This window comes from Novosphingobium flavum (genome assembly GCF_014230315.1).
GTDB classification, from domain to species: domain Bacteria; phylum Pseudomonadota; class Alphaproteobacteria; order Sphingomonadales; family Sphingomonadaceae; genus Novosphingobium; species Novosphingobium flavum.
This window is the reverse complement of record NZ_JACLAW010000007.1, coordinates 250001-268934: the sequence shown is the minus strand read 5'-3', so window position 1 is coordinate 268934 and position 18934 is coordinate 250001. Positions and strand designations below refer to the sequence as shown.

Here is an 18934-nt window from a genome sequence, read left to right as displayed (position 1 = left end):
GATTTTGCCTGCTGAAAGGGCGTTACCCCGTCTATACCCAGTGAACAGGCCAAAGTACGTTCACCTTATCCTTGAGAATCATGCACTTGAAAGGCCTCTCGGCTGGTAGCAGGTGGTTGATCCAAGGAAAGCCGCGTTGGCCTGTCACAGCCGCCCAAATGGGCGTTATCTGGGTCGAGCTTGGGTCGCCGTAAGATCGTTGTAGGAGACGCCGCAGATGGAAACCCCGACCTCACTGGAAGATCGGGGCTTACAGGAAAATTAGTCAAATTGATGCCGCCAGTCGTCAGCAAGAACCCAACTGCCAGTTGCATCCTTTAGATGCCAATCGAGCCATCCATTCCGACTAGTCTGGGTGACTGCGTGTGAGGCGGCTGAAAATGACTTAAAGCCATCGCCAAACCCTTCAACCACCAGCAACCCGTCGGCAATCTTCCCGACATAATCCCTTCCGCCATATGTGAAGCGACAGTCAGTTCCGTCCACCGGCAGACCACGACGCTGGGTGCCAGGTTGATCATTTTCAGAAGGCGAATGCCGGTTGGGCAGGTGCATCTTCCAACGGATCATATCTGCGAGGATCGGATAGATATCGTTATGCTTGGCACCAAACCGCATGAGGCCGCCTTGATAGGCACCAAGGTCGCGATTCGAGTCAGGGGTCACCAGACCGCTATCAGGAAGAAATGCAGCCAGCCCCGAAATCTCAGGATGATTCCGCTCTTCTTCGGTCATCTGATAGTAACGCCACATTCGGTTATCATGTGAAAAATTAACATCGTCGAGATTGGAAACAAGACGATCGTAGAGATCACGCCCATTTTCAGGACGACGATTAGAGTACAGTAGATCGAATGCGAGCTTAGCAAGGGCCTTCAGAACAACAGGCTGAGAGGCAACAGTTTTAACCTTTGCCTTATCTTCACCAAATCCAGGAATATTGCTGATAGATTCCCAAAGTCGAGCGATATCCTCCTTCCTCTCAGAGATGACTAGAGGAGTTGCAGTCCGCGCGTTTGTCTTGTTGAGGAACGCAATAGCGTTAATTCCGGCCAAATCCTTACGCAGCAGCGATCCGTCATCCTTACCCCAATCCTTAACATCTCGTTCAGTTGTGACAATACCGATGCCATCTTCCAGTTCAACACGCACGAAGTTATTTATGGGATTGCCCTGATCGAATTCAGTTGCCTGCGAAACGTTAATCTTCTTCCCAAGGTTGTTGAGGTCGTGGAAAAGTTGACGCTCTTGATCTGTCGTCAGCCCGAGGTGGAATTCAATTTTTACGGTCGCGAACGTTCTGGCGCATTCCAATGCCTCGACCCAAACGAGCATTTCATCGTCATCGATATCTCCCTTGAAATCAATGATTCCACCTCGGCCTGGGTAACGCCCGGTTCGCGTGACTTCTTTCAGCCAGTCCATCAACATTTCGCCTCCGAACCGACGATGCTGGCCGTCAACGACCCACCAACGATACGTCCTGGGCATGAAGACTTTAAACCCCACCGTTTCGCCTGACCTTGTAACGCCGCGCTCCGCACGAATGGAGGGGCTGTTCGGGTCAATTGCTCGAATGTTGGCAACGACTGGCTGCAGGGCGCAGTACGGCTTAGTTCCAAGCCGCCCTTGCACTTCGGCGTATATGTGGGGAACTGGCTTTCCCTGCAGCATGCGTCGCACAATCGCTGCGTTGATCAACCCCTTTAGCATGAAGCTAGCAAGACTCTTGGCATGGTTGGGGTCGAGGCGACGCTGCGCAATGTCACCCTTGTCGGGATCGTTCGCGATTTCAGACCACTCAACAAATGTCGCCAGCTTCACGTCGGCACACCACGTTGGATTGCCGAGATTGTACCCCATCAAAACGTTTACCGGCTCCTCGTCGGTTCCAAGGTCCAGCATCGAGCTTAGCGACGTGAGCTTCCCCTCAGCCTCGTCGGACAGCATGTGCTTCGGCATTCCGTCGGTATTTCCAAACATGGCGGGCCTCCTGATTCGTAATCGATGACCAGAATCTGCCGGCAATCTGGATGTCCGTCAATTATAATATCCCTGGGAACTTTAAAATATATGCCTGGACGTCATTAAAGGCATTCCATGGGGTGGTCTGCGCGGTGAATCGCTGCTCACATCCTGCGCAAATCCAACCATCTTATATGAACAGGTCCAGGGTCCCTTGCGAACGCCCTGATATCACGCCAAAAGGTTCCTGCCTTCCGTGAAAGCCGGAAGGTGGGGCGTAGGAACCCCAAACCCGTAGGAACTCGGTCACCAAGATTTTGGAGGCCGGGTGGCATGCGCGTATGTCCAGCCGGTTCGCCGGTAAAGGCGCATGCGCCTGTGCCTACGGTCAGGTTCCTAACATCCGGCTTAGGCCGCGCCCCAAGAGGTACATAGGGGTTGCGCAAGGTCTAGCCGAACGTCGCTCCTCAGGCGTGGGGGCGAGAACATGCATCAGCAAGCACCTTAGCGGTCTGTTCCCGTGCCCATCGGCGCGGCCCATCCCTTCCGCAAACAGGAAATCACATGGAAGACGAAGAATTCGCCCCGCCCGTTGCAGGGCGCAAAAAGCCGTTCGTGTTGTTCCGGTTCTGGCAATGGGGCGTGGCAGCATTGTTCGCCCTGACCTTTGCTGCCCTTTTGGGCGACTATCATAAGGCGGCACTCCCAGGTGCCTCCCCGCCACTATACTACGCAGCACTAGCTTCCGCCGTCGCGACTGCGGCCCTTCTCTGCACACCTGCCTTTTTCCGGCTACCCGGAAAGGCAAAGATCGCTGCCTATCTCACGATAATCCCGACGATAATGCTGACCAACGACGCCTCGGTAAATCTGGACAATGCGTATGCGAAGACACCTGCCGGGGCAAAGGAGCTTGCAGCGAGAAGGGCAGAGGAAGCGGTTCAGGCCGAACAAGACAGACAAGCTGCGGAGCAAGAAGCGAAGAAGCAGCAGGCGCAAGACCTCATCGCCAAATTGGAAGAGCAAAACAAACAACTCGCTGAAATCAAAGAAAAGCTAGAGGCCTGCTACAGCTGGGGCCAGAAAATCCCTGCACTTAGCGACGCAGTTAGGGATTCGCTCCACAATCCTAAATCGTTCGAGCACGTGAAAACCGTCCTGATCGTGCCTGATCCAGATCGCAGGAATGTGATTATGGAGTTCCGAGCCGAGAACGGATTCGGAGCCCTGCGCGCAGCTGTCATCCGGGCTCAGGTCGATCCCGACGATTGCTCCGTCAGCAACATTGGCGAGCCCGTCATGGAGTAACGGATATGTGGCAGGTTCTCGCATTCTTTGCCGCTGTCGCGCTCTTGGCTGCAGCATTCAAACTGGCCTTGTTCCTGATCATCATCGCAGGGCTGATCTTCAAGACCAAAGAGACGGTCGCGCTGCTGACATTGGGCGGTTTGATGAATGCCTTCGCCTATGCCCCGGTGATCACCACCTGCGCTTTGGTGGCCCTGTTTGCGGCGGGCGCATACTTCAAGAGCAAGGAAAAACAGAAAGAGGAGGCCGACGCTTTCGAGCAAACGCTTCGCCAGCTTCCCGCCCCTGCTGACGGGAAAGAGCTCTAGCTCCACCCTGACATAACCAACCCCTATCCGGCCCTCGGGATCACTTCCCGGGGGCTTTTTCTATGCCCGAAAGGCCCAGCACCATGATCCACATTCGCACTTGGACCGAGGCGGAACACGCCCTCGACCACCTACCAGCACAATCTATCCGCCCACCGCTACAGGCCCACCTCGATCGGCTGCGCGAGTACGACGATTACGACCTTCACGAACTGGCCGTGTTCCTCATCATCGAAGACGGCAACCGGCTGGACGCCGCAGAGCACGTTCTCGACCGCCAGCTAGTCGATCGGGACACCGGCCTGTTCAGCACCGACCCCGAATACGTTGTCCGGCACGATGCATGGGCAGAAGTGCTCTGGATTCTGTCCGATGATGGTTACGGCCTTTTGCTGTTCGCGCCGTTGACCAGCCGCTCCGCACCTGAACTCGTCACCGCCTGCCACGCCGTGCTGCGATCGGCGGAAGGGCCAGCAGACCTCTGACCGGGCACCCCGTTCCACTCCGACGCACAAAATTGATCGTCAGACTCGCCACACCGCAGGGCACCGAACGCCCCACGCTCAACTGACCTGTCCCCGCCGTCATCAACGGCATCCATCCGCCTGTGGTCACCGCCACAGGCCATTTTTTTGCCCGAAAGGATTCACCCGATGGTCACGGTGCCAGATCGCCAATCGCTGCTGACGTACTCCGCTCTCGATATCCCGGCTGGTGTCCAAGTCCATGTCTCTCGCCATGTAGCGATCGCTGCCGACAGCGATCCACGCCCCCTTCCAATGGCTCTCGGCAAAAGTGATACCAAACTGAGCCTTTAAACCTCGCCGCGCCTCAGCGAGAAGGAGCCCGCAACAACGAAAGCACACAAAACATGAATGCAGCAATTGCCAACATCCGCCAAGATGTAGAGTTCTCCCTTCAAGCCTTGCGGGAGATTCAAAGAATCCGAGAGCACATTATTCTCCGAGGCCAAAATGGTATCTCAGGACTAATCTATGCGATAATGCTAAATGGAAGCAGGAGTCACATGGATATTGTAAATAAAATAACCCATCTTCTTGGAGACGACCTGTTTGATGAGGCTAATTTTGAGCTACTTTATCACACCGATCCCAAAAAAAGTGGACCATGGTGCACTTTTGACGATCCGGACGACTGCCCGAACCTCGATTACGTCATCAATATCTGAACGCTCAACCCCTCGGACCATAGCGTCCGAGGGGGTACCCCAAAGCCCGTGAAAGTAAATATGCCAGACCTACCCGAGGCGGAATCCGAACCCGCCCCACCAGACAATTTCGCCAAAATCCCACCACCTCCCCCCACCAACCCGCGCCGACTCGATTCCGCGAGTTTTCCCGATGGCCCCGCCCCGGGCAGTTCCAGCCTGCCGCTGACGATCGACAATGTCGAACACCTGCTCGACCGCAGCGGTATCTCTGTCCGGTTCAACGTGCTCAAGAAGCGCCCGGAATTGCGCTGGCGCGACGGCAGGCCAGCGACGGTCAACGACATCATCAGCTTGGCGAACATCAACCGCCTGAACGGCTCGAACTGGTTGCTGCAGTTCTTCCACGATGTTGCGATGCGGCATCCGACCAACCCGGTGGCCGACTGGATCGGTAGCGTGCCGTGGGATGGCCAAGACCGCCTTCCCGCTTTCTATGCGACCGTCGAGACAGCCGATGGTTATCCGTCCTACCTGAAGCCGCTGCTGCTCCATCGGTGGCTCCTGTCTGCAACCGCCGCCGCTCTGTTGCAGGGCCGCCGGTTCCATGCCCGAGGCGTGTTAACGCTGCAGGGGCCGCAAGGGATCGGCAAGACGACGTGGATCGCCAACCTTGTTCCGGCAGGGCCGCTGCGCAATGAGCTCGTGAAGAGGGACCATCACCTCGACGGATCCAACAAGGACTCAATTCTCGGCGCTATTGCCCACTGGATCGTGGAAATCGGCGAGCTCGACAGTACGTTTCGCAAGGACGTTGCCCGGCTCAAGGGCTTTCTCACGAGCGACTGTGATAAGGTTCGTCCGCCCTATGCCCGAAGCGAGATGGAATACGACCGCCGGACGGTATTCGCCGCCACGGTCAACGATGAGGCGTTCCTTGTCGACCATACCGGTAACAGCCGCTTCTGGACCATAGCGGTCGAGCGGCTGGACTACGACCATACAATCGACATGCAGCAGGTATTCGCCCAGCTGAAGGTCGAGTTTGAAGCCGGAGGGCAATGGTGGCTGAAGCCTTCGGAGGAAGAATCCCTTACCCGCTACAACCTCCGGCACCGGGCGATCAGCGCAATCCGTGAGCGTGTTCTCGACCACATCGACGTCGAGGCTGGCAAGGATGGCGGCGGGACGTACATGACCGCAAGCCAACTCTTGCGCGACCTTGGCATCAACTACCCCAGCAATGCCCAGGCCAAGGAATGCGGGGCCACCCTGCGCGAAACTCTTGGCGCGCCATCACGCGTGCAGGGGCGTGATCAGTGGCGGATCACCATCCGCGACGGCGGCTCGCCCTACGCCAGAGGTAGCTAGCCCGGTGGGGGCAGGGGGTGGCAATTCCCGCGCCTTGGACTCGACCATTCTGCCCCGTTCGGGGTGAAGCGCCGTCGCCTCCCCCTCCTCGCCCAATCTACGCAACCGGGCACCTGAGGCCCGCACGGAGACCGAAGTTCGGTCCGCCGATCCCCCTCCCCTTGCCCAGCGAAAGCCGCCTCCAGCGGCCAACCCGGCAATCAACATCAAAAAAGGAAACAGCCATGCCTACCGCCAAACTCGACGCCACCTTCGCCCTGACGGCCCAATGCAAACCCGGCAAGAAACGGACCGACTACTACGATACCGCCATCACCGGCTTCACCCTGGAATGCCACGCCAGCGGCGTGAAAACCTATGCCCTGCGCTATTTCGACAGCTACGGGCGCCAGCGGCAAAAGAAGATCGGCGGCTATACCGACATCACCTTCGCCGTTGCCCAGAAGGCCGCCAAACGCCTGCGGGCCGAAGTGGTGATGGGCGGCAGTCCTGCCGAGGAGAAGGCCGACAAGAAGGCCGTTCCGACCTACAACGATCTCGCCGATCAGCACATCGCCGATGTCCGCACCTATTCCCGCAACCCCGACAACATCGATCGTGTCCTGAAAGTGCATCTCCGCCCGAAGTGGGGGAAGCAGCGCCTCGACGAAATCACCGCGCAGGAGATTGCCAAGTGGCTGGCGGAAAAGCGGGAGTCCGGCCTTGCCCCGGCCACGGTCGAGAAAATCCGTATCATCTTCAATCGCTCATTCGAACTGGCTTTGCGCTGGAACACGCCGGGGGTGAAGGCAAACCCGGTGCGCGGCATTCCCCGCCCGCGCTACGACAACAAGAGGAACCGCTATCTCACTGCCGACGAGGCTGCACGCCTGCTGGAAAAGGCCAAGGCTTCGGCCAACTCCCAACTCCACAACATCGTCAGGCTGCTGCTGTACACGGGTGCTCGCAAGAACGAGCTGCTCAAGGCCAAGTGGGCCGACGTCGATCTCGACCGCAAGCTCTGGTATATCCCCGTCACCAAAACCGGGAAGCCTCGCCACGTTCCGCTCAGCCAGGCCGCCCTCGACGTGATCGGGAAGCTGCCCCGCTGGGATAAGTGCCCTTGGCTGATCCCCAACCCGAAAACTCGCAAGCCGTTCACCGACATCAAGCACCCGTGGCAAACGGCCCGGGATGCCGCTGGCCTTGGTGATCTGCACATCCACGATCTGCGGCACTCGGCGGCAAGCTTCATGGTCAATGCCGGGATCGACCTGTTCGCCGTAGGCCGCATTCTGGGTCACGCCGACCACCAGAGTACAATGCGCTACGCCCATCTCGCCAATGACACCCTCATGCGCGCCGTGGAGGCCGGTGCCCTGCAAATGCAGGCTGCCTCAGCCCAGACCAAGGCCGCTTGACCCTCAACCTCTCACCGGCCGTCCAAAGCGGCGGCCGGACCTCAAACAAGGATTCCCCAATGGATATGCCTATTTATACTCCATCAAAGCCCCGCATCAGCGCGGCGAACCTCATTGTTCCGACCTCCGCTCCTGACCGGACGCCCGATCCTGCAATCACCTCCGCCCCCGACCCGACTCTCGCGCCGACACCTGTGCCTGCACCTGGCGAGTCAGCGCAGGGTGAGGAAAGTATTCCTGCTGCAGCTTCCGCTTCACCCACACCTCCCACCAAGGGCCTCTCCCCGGTGGAAATCGATCCGACTGCAGCCTTTCGCCGAATTCGGGCGATCCTCGACAAGTGCGACGGTAATCGGCACACTCGGGCGTTGGTGGCGATCCATGCCTGCATCGACGAAGGCATCGACACGCGAGGACGCATTGTCCGCGCCCTCAAGACGCTGGAACGAAACTGCGACTACAAGCACATCAACATCATCCTCAAAGAGGCCACCGGCAGCAATCCGGACTTCCACTGGTGGTCGCGCGATAGCGAGGGCATCTACACCAACCACCCACTGCCCGATTAATCGGCTTCGGCTGGACACATGACTGTCTAACCACTCATTCCCCCGGTCTCGGCGCTTCACAGCGTTTGGGGCCGGGGCTTGGCTCGCTAATTTTTTCGGCCAACATGCCTTGCATTGTTGGGCCCCTCCCAAACGCCCTCACCTCTTGATAGTGGCCCCCCGACGCAATATCCGGTTTTTGCCACTGAAATGACGACTGCTTATGCCCGCAACGATCCGGCCTGACACATTGAGAGCATTTCGCCAGGCGCGCGGTTGGTCCCTGGACGAGCTGTCGGACAGATCAGGCGTGAGCAAGGCTACGTTAAAGCGCATCGAAGCGGCGCGCGAACCCTACAAAGCGAACGGGGTCGGGCCGAAGCGGTTAGCGAACGCCCTGAATGTGCCGGTGGAAGATCTTGGCCGGCAATTCCGCCCCGACATTGCTTCGGTGGCGGCTGGTCCATTTGTTGAAATTCGGTTCGTGTATTATCGCCACGAGATGCGGGATGGCGTGCGACAGAAGCGGTACGTGGGCACCAATGTCCCGGATGGGGAATGGGATGAAATCAGCATCATACCGGAGCATGTAGGGCCTGATCTCGTCCGCATGCCGACCCGCGCGAGTATGCTAGAGGAGATCGAAAAGGAAAAGGCGAGGCGCGCGATCCAAGCCGTCCGCGACGACGCCAACACTTAGGTGATCCCTCAGCAGACCCGCGCAATCTTGAAAGACCGGCCGATCCTGCATCGGCGATCGCGAACAGATAAGGTGCGTTATGATAAGTCGATAGCTGGGGATCTTCCGAGCAAGGCACCTTCCATGGTGCACAGGTCCTGCTACCATGCATCTATGACCGAGAGACTATTCCTTTATATCGACATATTAGGCTTTAAGAATCTCATAAATTCCGGCAGCAATGTCTCCGAACTTTATGAAATCATAGACGACCTTAATGTTCATCGTGACAACGATTTTACCTCAATCGTATTTTCTGATACGATACTAGTTTATGGAGAGGAATTCTGGAATTCCCATCCAAACAAAGGAATCATGTGGCTGATAGAGTTCGCCCAAGATTTGTTCTATCGCCTTATTGTGAAAGACATACATTTCAGAGCCTATGTAACGTTCGGTGATTTCAACCACTTTAAGCTCAAACATATCGAAGCTTATTATGGACAAGCCTTGGTTGATTGCTATGAATCTGAGAAAAGGATTCAATGCACTGGTGTTTTTCTCGACTCACGCCTTGCACGCTTCAGTGACGTATTCCAGCTAACCCCCTACAATTCTGAATGTCATTTCGTTCATGTCATGCAGCATCTAGATGACATCCGCGCACCATATGAAGGCTATCCGCTCTCGGGGGCATACCTCGAAGCCACAGGCATGGAGTGGTGGGTCGCATATTTACTTCGTTATCTTGAGAATCTTTCCGGCCACATGGCTGACGAGTCCCTCCCGACAGAGGTCCGGCAAAAGTATCGCAAGGCATGGGACATGATTGCTACCCGCCATGGCGGAATGATGCGTCGCTTACAGGAGGCCAACTTCAAAGTTGAACAGGTAATTGAAATGGACTGGACCGAACCCCTCGCACGGATCGGCACTCCTGAAGGAGCGTGGGGGTAGCGTGCGAAGAACGGCAATTTCAACGCAACACACCCCGCGCTTTTAATATTGCGTACACTCGCCTTCCGAGTTTTGTGGGTACATAGCGAGTGCCTCGATAGCCTCCCGCCCCTGGCTGCCCTTCCGCGAAGTATTCCTTTATTCGCGTGCAAATCAAATCAAGAGGCGATGCCAAGACGGAAAATGGCCGTAGCGCCTTGGACAACGCCCCCATCGCATTCCGGAGAGATGGATCGGGATCGCCCATTTGGTCCAGGAAAGTATCATGTCCGCCAAGACAGGCTTGGAGCGCCGTCCGGCGCATAGGTTGATTGCCAGTCGGCTGGATTGCATCTGCGACTTGCACCGCCAACTCCTCAAATTCTTGCTCGTCTTGGGCCTCTTCCGGCAGAGGCTGAACTTGCATCAAGATTGGGGCCGAACAGGCAAACGGAGTGATGGCGGCCAGCGCCTCGGGCACGCGGGCTGGGTCAATTCCGACTTGAAGAATCTTCATGCTCGTTCTCCGCTCCTAAGGAGATAACCATGGGCAGCAAACATTCAAGGGGGGCGAGGCAGCTTTTGAATCAGGAACGTCTCGCCCCCCAACAGCACAGGGCCGTTAATCAACCCTCGTTTGCGGCGAGGCTACCCCATACCGCGTCCAGATCATCTGCCCCGTCGGCCCTTCGGCTTCGGCCCACTCACTGACAGGGATGAGGCATCGGCGCTTGGCGAAACTGTCGCGCCAGGGCGTGAGACATAACAGCTATGTGGGTCAGAAAGAGGTCACTTTCCGACTTTACATCAGTATAAAGTACTCTAACATGCTTTCTACGAACACATGATCTCGTACACACTTGGGTCATGAGTGGGTCAAGTAAATTTTGCTGAAGAAATCGGCACAAAAATGCTTGATTTTCTTCAAAAATACCATGCATATACCAATGTATTCGTAATGATGGGGTCAGGTGTTCGAATCACCTAAGCGGCACCACCTTCCCAAAGGTACTTTCCCTAGGAAAATCATCGGCTCCTTGTGAACGGCCGGTAGGCTGGAGAGGCCGCTTTGCCTTCTGAAAGACCGAAACCCAGTCCAGACCCGGTGAACGAGCCAAAGGGCGTTCGCCTTATCCTTGCAAACCATGCGGTTTAAGACACGTTTGGCTTATCGCGCCAAGAGCACAATGGCTGAGTGCCTTTAACCTGTACCAGTCGGCCAACTGGGTTGAGACTGGTTCTCGCGTACGGACCAAATAGGCCTTCGCCTATGAGCCACTCAGCCCGTAAAAGATGGAAATTTGCTTCTTCACCTCCTCGCGTAGGGAGTTGGTGTCTGCGACTCGCAATTGCTTGATGCCAGCAAGATTGAAGCCAATGTCGGCGGCGGGTTTTCCAACAGCTTCATTATGAACGAGCAGGAAATTCTCATCCCGCAACCCCCGACCTCGATTCAGGCCCATGAGATAGCCAATTTCATGCCCGCCCGGATCGCGCCGCTCGCCGCGCACATGATCGAGAAGGTTCCGCCAGACCTTTCAAGGTTCCTGATCTGCACGATGCCCGGCCTGCTCGTCGCGCTTCACGTCAAGGAGGGCGATGTGGTCGAGGCGATGAAGATGGAAAACATCCTGCGCGCCGAAAAATCCGCCACGGTCAAGAAGGTCAACGCGGCGCCGGGCGAAAGCCTCGCCGTGGACGCCATCATCCTCGAACTCGAATAGGCAGGCCAGCGGCACCGCGAGGTGCCACCGGGCCTCCCGTCACCTGCGCCCCGGCACGATCCCGGCACCGCGCGGAAACAGCGGATCGCGGCTGTCGTCCGGCTGGGCCGGGTCCTGCGCGGCAACTGCTGCCATCGACGAGGGCAGCTCGAACGGCAGCCGCCCGCGCGCGGTCGCCCGCCCCAGCACCACGTCGAACACGGCCGCGTCGCTCGCCCCGAAATTGCCGATCACCGCCGCCGCCTTGTCTACCACGTTGGTCAGGATCGCGGGCCGGTCGAGGAAGACGGCGAAGACCGCAGGCACCCCGGCCGCCCTCGCCTGCTTCAGCGCCTCATAGACCGGATCGCCATCGCGGAAGTCGAGCCGCCCTTCCTTCTGACGCGTGCCGAAGAACGAATGGGGATGGATGATCTCGGACGGGCTTTCGGCCCGGATCAGCGCGAAATCGGCCCCGGCCGGACTGTCCATCACGGTCAGTCCGGCAGCGCGGGCAGCGGCCGGATCGGCCCCGAACAGCCAGACCTTGCGTCCGCCCCGCCGCAGTGCCGGCAGGCCCTTGTCGGTCAGCAGGACCTGTGCCGCGCGCTGGGTCCGGGCGGCGAGGGCATGATGGGCCGGATCGGCGATCAGCCGCTCGGCCGCGGCCGGATCGACATAGGGGTTCTCGAAAAGCCCTTGCCGAAACTTTGCCGCAAGGACCCGCTTCACCGAAGCGTCGATCCGCGCCTCGCTGACCGCGCCTTGCCGCGCGGCCTCGAGCAGCGCGGCAACGTCGTGCGTGCCGCCGAACTGGTCGATCCCGGCAGCGATTCCAAGGGCGAAGCGCTGCGGCACGGTCAGGTTCTCTACCCCCCATGCGGTCGAAATGTCCTGAGGGCGCTGCGGCGCCTCGGCGGTCGGCGCGCGGCAGCGCTCGTTGCAGTCGGCGGTGATCCCCCAGTCCGACAGGATGATCCCGCCATAGCCCAGCTGGCCGCGCAGCAGATCGGTCAACAGCACCTTGCTATAGCCGGCGCCCACCGGCTCGACCGCCTTGCCGCCGACCGACGGCCCCGAGACGATCGGATAGGTCGGCATGATCCCGCCGCTGCGCGCGGCCAGGGCGCCGCGAAAGGCGGACAGGTGCAGGTTCAACTGCGGCGTATTCAGCCGCGCGGTGCGGCCATAGTAATTGTGCGCGTCGAACCCCTCGGGCAGGGCGCCATATCCCACCCAGTGCTTGACCACGGTCATCACCCCGCCCCGCGTAAGCCCGGTCTCTCCACCCTGAAAGCCCACGACATAGGCCCCGCCAAGCCGGCTCGCCAGCGCCGGATCCGACCCGAAGGTGCCGGACTGCCGGCTCCAGCGCGGCTCGCTGGCCAGATCGACCTGCGGGCTGAGCGCCTCGTGGATGCCCACGGCGCGGTATTCGATCCGCGCGATCGCGGCGAACTGGCGCACCAGCGCCGCGTCCCCCAGCGCCGCGAAGCCCAGCGCCTCCGGCCACTGGCTTACTCCGGCGGCGGATTCTCCCGCTCCCAACACGTGATGGAAGTGATTGCGCGGATCGCTGCTGATGGTCAGCGGAATGCCGAGCCGCCCCTGCTCGGCAAGGGCCTGGACCGCGTTGGCCTGCGCGGCCATCGGGCGCGGCGCCAGCGAAAGGCGGGTGATCAGGCTGGTGATGTGCCGGCCAAGCACCAGTTCGCGCACGGCATCGAGGTCATAGCCATCGGCCGACTGGCCGAGCGCCCCGCCCTTGCCGGGCAAAGTGCCGTGAACCATCTCCCCGGCCTTTTCGGCCAGCGTCATCCGTCGCACCAGATCGTCCGCCCGCGCTTCGGGCGAAAGCCGCCAGTCCTCGTAGGGGGTCAGGCGGCCATTGCCGTCGGCATCACGAAACCGCAGGCCCGCCACGGTCAGGACCGCCTTGCCCCGCCCCCCGATCTCCGGCTGGCGCGGCGGCGGCGCACCGTGGACGGCAGCGGTCAGCCCAACCGCCATCGCAATGGCGCCGGCTCCCGCCGCCCGCCCGAACCAATCCTGCACAATGCCTCTCCCGTCAGACTGTTTGTCGGGAGCGACTGTGCCGCGTCAGATCGCGCGCATCAACCGGGTGTGCAGCGCGCGGGCGATCAGGGCGCAGGCAATCAGCTGGATCTGGTGGAAAATCATCACCGGCAGGATCACTACCCCCACCTGCGCCGCCGGGAACAGCACCCCGGCGATCGGAACCCCGCTCGCCAGGCTCTTCTTGGAGCCGCAGAACAGCAGGACGATCGCATCCTCGCGCGCAAAGCCAAGCGCGCGGCCGCCAAACCACGTCACCACCATGACCACGGCCAGCAGCACCGCGCTGAGCCCGAACAGAACCGCGATCTGCCACAGCGGCACCTTATGCCAAAGCCCGCCGACCACGGCCGCGCTGAAAGCGGAATAGACCACCAGCAGTATCGAGCCGCGATCGACATAGGAGAGCAGCGAACGGTGCCGTCCCACCCAGCCCCCGATCACCGGGCGCAGGGCGTGGCCCAGCACGAAGGGCACCAGTAGTTGCAGCACGATTTTCTCGACCGCGTCCCACGAAACGCCCGCACCGTGCCCGCCCATGAGCAGGGCCGCCAGCAGCGGGGTCACGAAAATGCCGAGCAGGTTGGAAAAGGAGGCGCTGCACACCGCCGCCGCCACGTTGCCCCCGGCGATGGAGGTGAAGGCGATCGAACTTTGCACCGTCGAAGGCAGCAGCGTCAGGAACTGGATCCCCGCCCCCGCCGTGGCCGGAAGCCCCGGAATCGCGGCCATGGTCAGTCCCAACAGGGGAAAGAGGATGAAAGTCGTCGCCAGCACCGCGGCATGAAGCCGCCAGTTGCCGAACCCCGTGACGATCGCCTCGCGCGAGAGCTTGGCCCCGTGCAGGAAGAACAGCACGATGATCGCGGCATTGGCCGCCGCGTCCACGACCTCCGCCGCCTCGCCGCGCGCCGGCAGGAGCGAGGCAAGGCCGACCGTTGCCAGCAGGGCCAGGATATAGGGATCGAAGGCCCCCTTGATGCGCGAAATCACCCGCTCTCCACCTTTCCTGCCCGGTTAGGCTGACCGCCGGGCGACACCACACGACGGGAAAACCTCCGGCTCCGCCTGCCCCGCCCTCACCACCGATAATCGCAAGCCTATTGTCTACCAATAAACTTGAGATTATGGCAACGCCGTCGGTACGCAAACCCAGTCGCCCGGCGCCCACCCGCAGGAGGATGCCATGGACCACACCCCGATAGACCGCCCCGCCACCTTTTCAACCACCAACGACCCGCTGATCCTGATCATCCCGGGTCTTGGCGATTCCGGTCCGCAACACTGGCAATCGCATTGGGAACGTGAGCGATCCGACTGTCACCGGGTCGACCTCGGCATGTGGGACAATCCGCATCGCAACACCTGGGTCAACAAGCTCAACCTCGCGATCGAGCGGGCCCAGCGCCCCGTCGTGCTGGTGGCGCACAGCCTCGGGTGCCTCGCCGTGGCCTGGTGGGCGGAATACGAACGCCCCGGCCCGGGCCATATGGTCACCGGCGCCCTGCTGGTGGCTCCCCCCGATGTCGATCGTCCCGGCCTCGATCCGCGCGTCGCCCGCTTCGGCGCCGCCCCGCGCCGCGAACTTCCGTTCGAGGCCTGGCTCGTCGCCAGCAGCAACGATCCGTGGTGCGCGCGCACCAGCGCGGTCGAACTGGCGCGGGACTGGGGCTGCCGCTTCGTCGATGCCGGCGCGGTCGGCCATATCAACGCCGATTCCGGGCTGGGTGACTGGGCGTTCGGCAAGCGCCTGCTGCAGACCCTGCTCCCCGGGCCGAGCGCAGCGCAACCTGGCGGCCCGCGTCGACCCGTCCCGGCACGGCCAAGCCTCGCCAAGCGCCCGCATTGACCACAAGGACCGACACGCGCTCCCTTGCGCAGGAAACCGAATCCCCGCAAACTTGACGCGGCCGTGCGGCATCCCCGCCGGCCGCGTCTTTCCGATCCCTCTCCAGAGACCATCCACAAGCCCGAATGACGACCAAGTCTGCCCTGATCATCCGCCATGTTCCCTATGAAGGAGTCGCCGGTTTCCGTGCTCCGATCGAAGCCGCCGGCTATGAGGTCGACCGCGTCGACGTCGCCGACCCGGCCTTCTCGAGCTACGACCTGCGCGAACCGGATCTGCTGATCATGATGGGCGGGCCGATGGGCGTCTACGAGCGCGAGGCCCATCCGTGGATCTCGTGCCAGCTGCGCCGATTGTCGCAACGGATCGAAGCCGATCATCCGACCATCGGCGTCTGCTTCGGCGCGCAGATGATCGCGGCCGCCATGGGTGCCGAGGTCTATGCTGGCGAGCACAAGGAAGTCGGCTTCCATCCGGTGGCGATCCACGAACCGGAAAGCCCGCTACGCCATATTGCCGAAGTCCCGGTGCTGCACTGGCACGGCGATACCTTCACCCTCCCGCCCGAGGTCGAATTGCTAGCCTCGAGCCCGCTCTATCCGCATCAGGCCTTCCGCCGCGGCCCGAACATCCTGGCTTTGCAATTCCACGCCGAAATGGGGCTCGACCCTCGTTTCGAGGCCTGGATCGCGCAAGGCGAAGACATGATCGCCGCGGCCGGAACCAGCCCCGAGCGCCTGCGCGAAGACCATGACATCCACGGCGTTGCCGCCGTCCAGGCCGGGCAGGCGATGATCCGCGAATGGCTTGAGGGCCTGAGCTGACGCCTCCCCCGGGTTTGCGCATCACGCCCAGTTCGAGAACCTGCCAAGGCGTGATCCCCCCGCCCGCACAGCCTCCGCGCTGGCGATTAAGCACCCATCGCCGGGCCCGCCCGGTTCGAGCCGGCAATGGACCGTGGATCAACTGAGGCAACACCTGGCCGGCCGCGCCGAACGAAAAGATCGCAGCTCCGCTCCAGCCAAGCCAGATCACGCCCGGTCATCCGGCATGCCGATGCGCGAACACGCAAAAAGCCCCGCCGAAGCGGGGCTTTCTGTTGGACCGAAGTCCGACCTGTGAATGGGTTTTTTGTGTATCCCGTGAGTTGCACCGGCTTCAATGCCTGGCGACGCCCTACTCTTCCAACGCTTGAGCGTTAGTACCATTGGCGCAGTCTGGTTTCACGGCCGAGTTCGAGATGGGATCGGGTGGGTCACAGACGCTATGGTCACCAAGCAATGGAGCCGGTGCAATTGGGGATATGTATCGATGCTGTTGTGATGTTGTTCTGGCTGGACGATCGTCCCGTCAATCACAGCAGAGCTGTCATTGATGGTGGGATTCATCAAGCATGATCAGAGTTATTAGGACCGGTTAGCTCCATGCGTTACCGCACTTCCACACCCGGCCTATCAACGTGATGGTCTATCACGACTCGAAGATACCTTATCTTGAGGGAGGCTTCCCGCTTAGATGCTTTCAGCGGTTATCCCGTCCATGCATAGCTACCCTGCTGCGCTCCTGGCGGAACGACAGGTACACCAGAGGCATGTTCAACCCGGTCCTCTCGTACTAGGGTCAACTCCTCTCAAGTATCGACGCCCACGGCAGATAGGGACCAAACTGTCTCGCGACGTTCTGAACCCAGCTCACGTACCACTTTAATTGGCGAACAGCCAAACCCTTGGGACCTGCTCCAGCCCCAGGATGTGATGAGCCGACATCGAGGTGCCAAACGATTCCGTCGATATGAGCTCTTGGGAATCATCAGCCTGTTATCCCCGGCGTACCTTTTATCCGTTGAGCGATGGCCCTTCCACGAGGGACCACCGGATCACTATGACCGACTTTCGTCTCTGCTCGATTCGTCAATCTCGCAGTCAGGCAGGCTTATGCCATTGCACTCTAACAGCCGGTTTCCAACCGGCCTGAGCCTACCATCGCGCGCCTCCGTTACTCTTTAGGAGGCGACCGCCCCAGTCAAACTACCCGCCACAGAGGGTCCCCGAACCGGCTAACGGTCCTGGGTTAGACATCAGAAAACAACAGGGTGGTATTTCACCTATGGCTCCACACCAGCTGGCGCCGGTGCTTCAAAGCCTCCCACCTATGCTACACAATTCTTTCCTAATGCCACTCTGAAGCTGCAGTAAAGGTGCACGGGGTCTTTCCGTCTAACCGCGGGTACTCCGCATCTTCACGGAGAATTCAATTTCGCTGAGCATATCCTGGAGACAGTGGGGAAGTCGTTACGCCATTCGTGCAGGTCGGAACTTACCCGACAAGGAATTTCGCTACCTTAGGACCGTTATAGTTACGGCCGCCGTTTACCGGGGCTTCAATTCGGAGCTTGCACTCCTCCTCTTAACCTTCCGGCACCGGGCAGGCGTCAGACCCTATACGTCGTCTTGAAGCCGACTTAGCAGAGTCCTGTGTTTTTGCTAAACAGTCGCTACCCCCTGGCCTGTGCCCCCCACAAGTGCTTGCGCATATATGGGGCCTCCTTCTTCCGAAGGTACGGAGGCAATTTGCCGAGTTCCTTCAGGATACTTCTCTCAAGCGCCTTGGTATACTCTACCTGACCACCTGTGTCGGTTTCGGGTACGGTCTATACGGTGGGGCTATTTCCTGGAACCACTTCGAAGCCACTTCAATCCGATAAGAAGTGACAACACACGTGATCCGTCACACACCACCAGGCCCACGAATATTAACGTGGTTCCCATCGACTACCCCCTTCGGGCTCGTCTTAGGGGCCGGCTCACCCTGCTCAGATTAGCTTTAAGCAGGAACCCTTGGTCTTTCGGCGAGAGGGCATCTCACCCTCTTTATCGCTACTCATGTCAGCATTCGCACTTCCGATACCTCCACGGCCCATTACCAGACCGCTTCACAGGCTTACGGAACGCTCCGCTACCGCGTGATCCGAAGATCACACCCTAAGCTTCGGTGCATCACTTTAGCCCCGTTACATCTTCGCCGCAGGAACCCTTATTTAGACCAGTGAGCTGTTACGCTTTCTTTAAAGGATGGCTGCTTCTAAGCCAACCTCCTGGTTGTTTTGGGATTCCCACATGCTTTCCCACTTAGTGATGACTTGGGGACCTTAGCTGTAGGTTAGGGCTGTTTCCCTTTTGACGACGGACCTTAGCACCCGCCGTCTGTCTGCCGGATAAGACTCGATGGTATTCGGAGTTTGGTTAGGTTTGGTAGATCTCGCGACCCCCTAGCCCATCCAGTGCTCTACCCCCATCGGCATAAATCCGACGCTCTACCTCAATAGATTTCGCGGAGAACCAGCTATTTCCCGGTTTGATTGGCCTTTCACCCCTAAACACAACTCATCCGAGAATTTTTCAACATTCAACGGTTCGGCCCTCCAGTGCGTGTTACCGCACCTTCAGCCTGGTCATGCCTAGATCACCGGGTTTCGGGTCTAATTCATCGAACTCAGTCGCCCTATTCAGACTCGCTTTCGCTGCGCCTACACCTAACGGCTTAAGCTTGCTCGATAAACTAAGTCACTGACCCATTATGCAAGAGGTACGCGGTCACTCCCTAAAGGAGCTCCCACTGCTTGT

The 18934-nt window shown here is 59.6% G+C and carries 15 protein-coding genes, 2 rRNA genes and 1 pseudogene (1 of these 18 only partly in view); 12 read left to right on the top strand and 6 right to left on the bottom strand.

Annotated elements, in window-relative coordinates:
• Nucleotides 1–261 precede the first annotated feature (261 nt).
• Nucleotides 262–1983, bottom strand: a complete 1722-nt coding sequence (locus H7F51_RS11090) for a DNA sulfur modification protein DndB (protein WP_185664360.1) — start codon at nt 1981–1983, stop codon at nt 262–264.
• 546 nt (nt 1984–2529) lie between these two features.
• On the opposite strand from H7F51_RS11090, the gene H7F51_RS11085 reads away from it, so the two are divergent.
• The 9 genes from H7F51_RS11085 (at nt 2530) to H7F51_RS11045 (ending at nt 9704) form a co-directional block, all read left to right on the top strand.
• On the top strand, nt 2530–3273 hold the full coding sequence (locus tag H7F51_RS11085) for an OmpH family outer membrane protein (protein ID WP_185664359.1): 744 nt from the start codon (nt 2530–2532) through the stop codon (nt 3271–3273).
• A 5-nt stretch (nt 3274–3278) separates the two neighbouring features.
• Nucleotides 3279–3581, top strand: a complete 303-nt coding sequence (locus tag H7F51_RS11080; protein ID WP_185664358.1) for a hypothetical protein — start codon at nt 3279–3281, stop codon at nt 3579–3581.
• Between the two features lie 83 nt (nt 3582–3664).
• On the top strand, nt 3665–4066 hold the full coding sequence (locus H7F51_RS11075) for a hypothetical protein (protein ID WP_185664357.1): 402 nt from the start codon (nt 3665–3667) through the stop codon (nt 4064–4066).
• A 386-nt stretch (nt 4067–4452) separates the two neighbouring features.
• Nucleotides 4453–4770 carry a hypothetical protein gene (locus tag H7F51_RS11070; protein ID WP_185664356.1) on the top strand — a complete coding sequence of 106 codons (318 nt, stop codon included), beginning with the start codon at nt 4453–4455 and terminating at the stop codon, nt 4768–4770.
• 60 nt (nt 4771–4830) lie between these two features.
• Nucleotides 4831–6120 (top strand): VapE domain-containing protein, encoded by a 1290-nt coding sequence (locus H7F51_RS11065; protein WP_185664355.1) that lies wholly within the window; start codon nt 4831–4833, stop codon nt 6118–6120.
• A 224-nt stretch (nt 6121–6344) separates the two neighbouring features.
• Entirely contained in the window at nt 6345–7520 is a 1176-nt protein-coding gene (locus H7F51_RS11060) for a site-specific integrase (RefSeq protein WP_185664354.1), read from the top strand.
• Nucleotides 7521–7579: 59 nt separating this feature from the next.
• Nucleotides 7580–8089, top strand: coding sequence for a hypothetical protein (locus H7F51_RS11055; protein WP_185664353.1), 510 nt, complete (start codon nt 7580–7582; stop codon nt 8087–8089).
• Between the two features lie 202 nt (nt 8090–8291).
• Nucleotides 8292–8768, top strand: a complete 477-nt coding sequence (locus H7F51_RS11050) for a helix-turn-helix domain-containing protein (RefSeq protein WP_185664352.1) — start codon at nt 8292–8294, stop codon at nt 8766–8768.
• A gap of 153 nt (nt 8769–8921) precedes the next feature.
• Nucleotides 8922–9704, top strand: a complete 783-nt coding sequence (locus tag H7F51_RS11045; protein ID WP_185664351.1) for a hypothetical protein — start codon at nt 8922–8924, stop codon at nt 9702–9704.
• Nucleotides 9705–9723: 19 nt separating this feature from the next.
• On the opposite strand, the gene H7F51_RS11040 is transcribed toward H7F51_RS11045, so the two are convergent.
• Nucleotides 9724–10200, bottom strand: a complete 477-nt coding sequence (locus H7F51_RS11040) for a hypothetical protein (RefSeq protein ID WP_185664350.1) — start codon at nt 10198–10200, stop codon at nt 9724–9726.
• 961 nt (nt 10201–11161) lie between these two features.
• On the opposite strand from H7F51_RS11040, the pseudogene H7F51_RS11035 reads away from it, so the two are divergent.
• Nucleotides 11162–11407 (top strand): annotated as a pseudogene (locus H7F51_RS11035) (acyl-CoA carboxylase biotin carboxyl carrier protein subunit); the annotation flags it as partial.
• 39 nt (nt 11408–11446) lie between these two features.
• Here the strand turns inward: H7F51_RS11035 and H7F51_RS11030 are convergent.
• Nucleotides 11447–13441: a glycoside hydrolase family 3 protein gene (locus tag H7F51_RS11030; protein WP_343061269.1), complete on the bottom strand. Its 1995-nt coding sequence runs from the start codon at nt 13439–13441 to the stop codon at nt 11447–11449.
• A 45-nt stretch (nt 13442–13486) separates the two neighbouring features.
• A complete protein-coding gene (locus H7F51_RS11025; protein ID WP_425491021.1) occupies nt 13487–14455 on the bottom strand; it encodes a bile acid:sodium symporter family protein in 969 nt (322 codons plus the stop codon).
• A 193-nt stretch (nt 14456–14648) separates the two neighbouring features.
• On the opposite strand from H7F51_RS11025, the gene H7F51_RS11020 reads away from it, so the two are divergent.
• Nucleotides 14649–15311 (top strand): RBBP9/YdeN family alpha/beta hydrolase, encoded by a 663-nt coding sequence (locus tag H7F51_RS11020; protein WP_185664349.1) that lies wholly within the window; start codon nt 14649–14651, stop codon nt 15309–15311.
• Nucleotides 15312–15436: 125 nt separating this feature from the next.
• Nucleotides 15437–16135, top strand: coding sequence for a glutamine amidotransferase (locus tag H7F51_RS11015; protein ID WP_185664348.1), 699 nt, complete (start codon nt 15437–15439; stop codon nt 16133–16135).
• 339 nt (nt 16136–16474) lie between these two features.
• Here H7F51_RS11015 and rrf read toward each other — a convergent pair.
• Nucleotides 16475–16589 (bottom strand): 5S ribosomal RNA (gene rrf, locus H7F51_RS11010).
• 108 nt (nt 16590–16697) lie between these two features.
• A 23S ribosomal RNA gene (locus tag H7F51_RS11005) occupies nt 16698–18934 on the bottom strand; it runs 557 nt beyond the window's last position.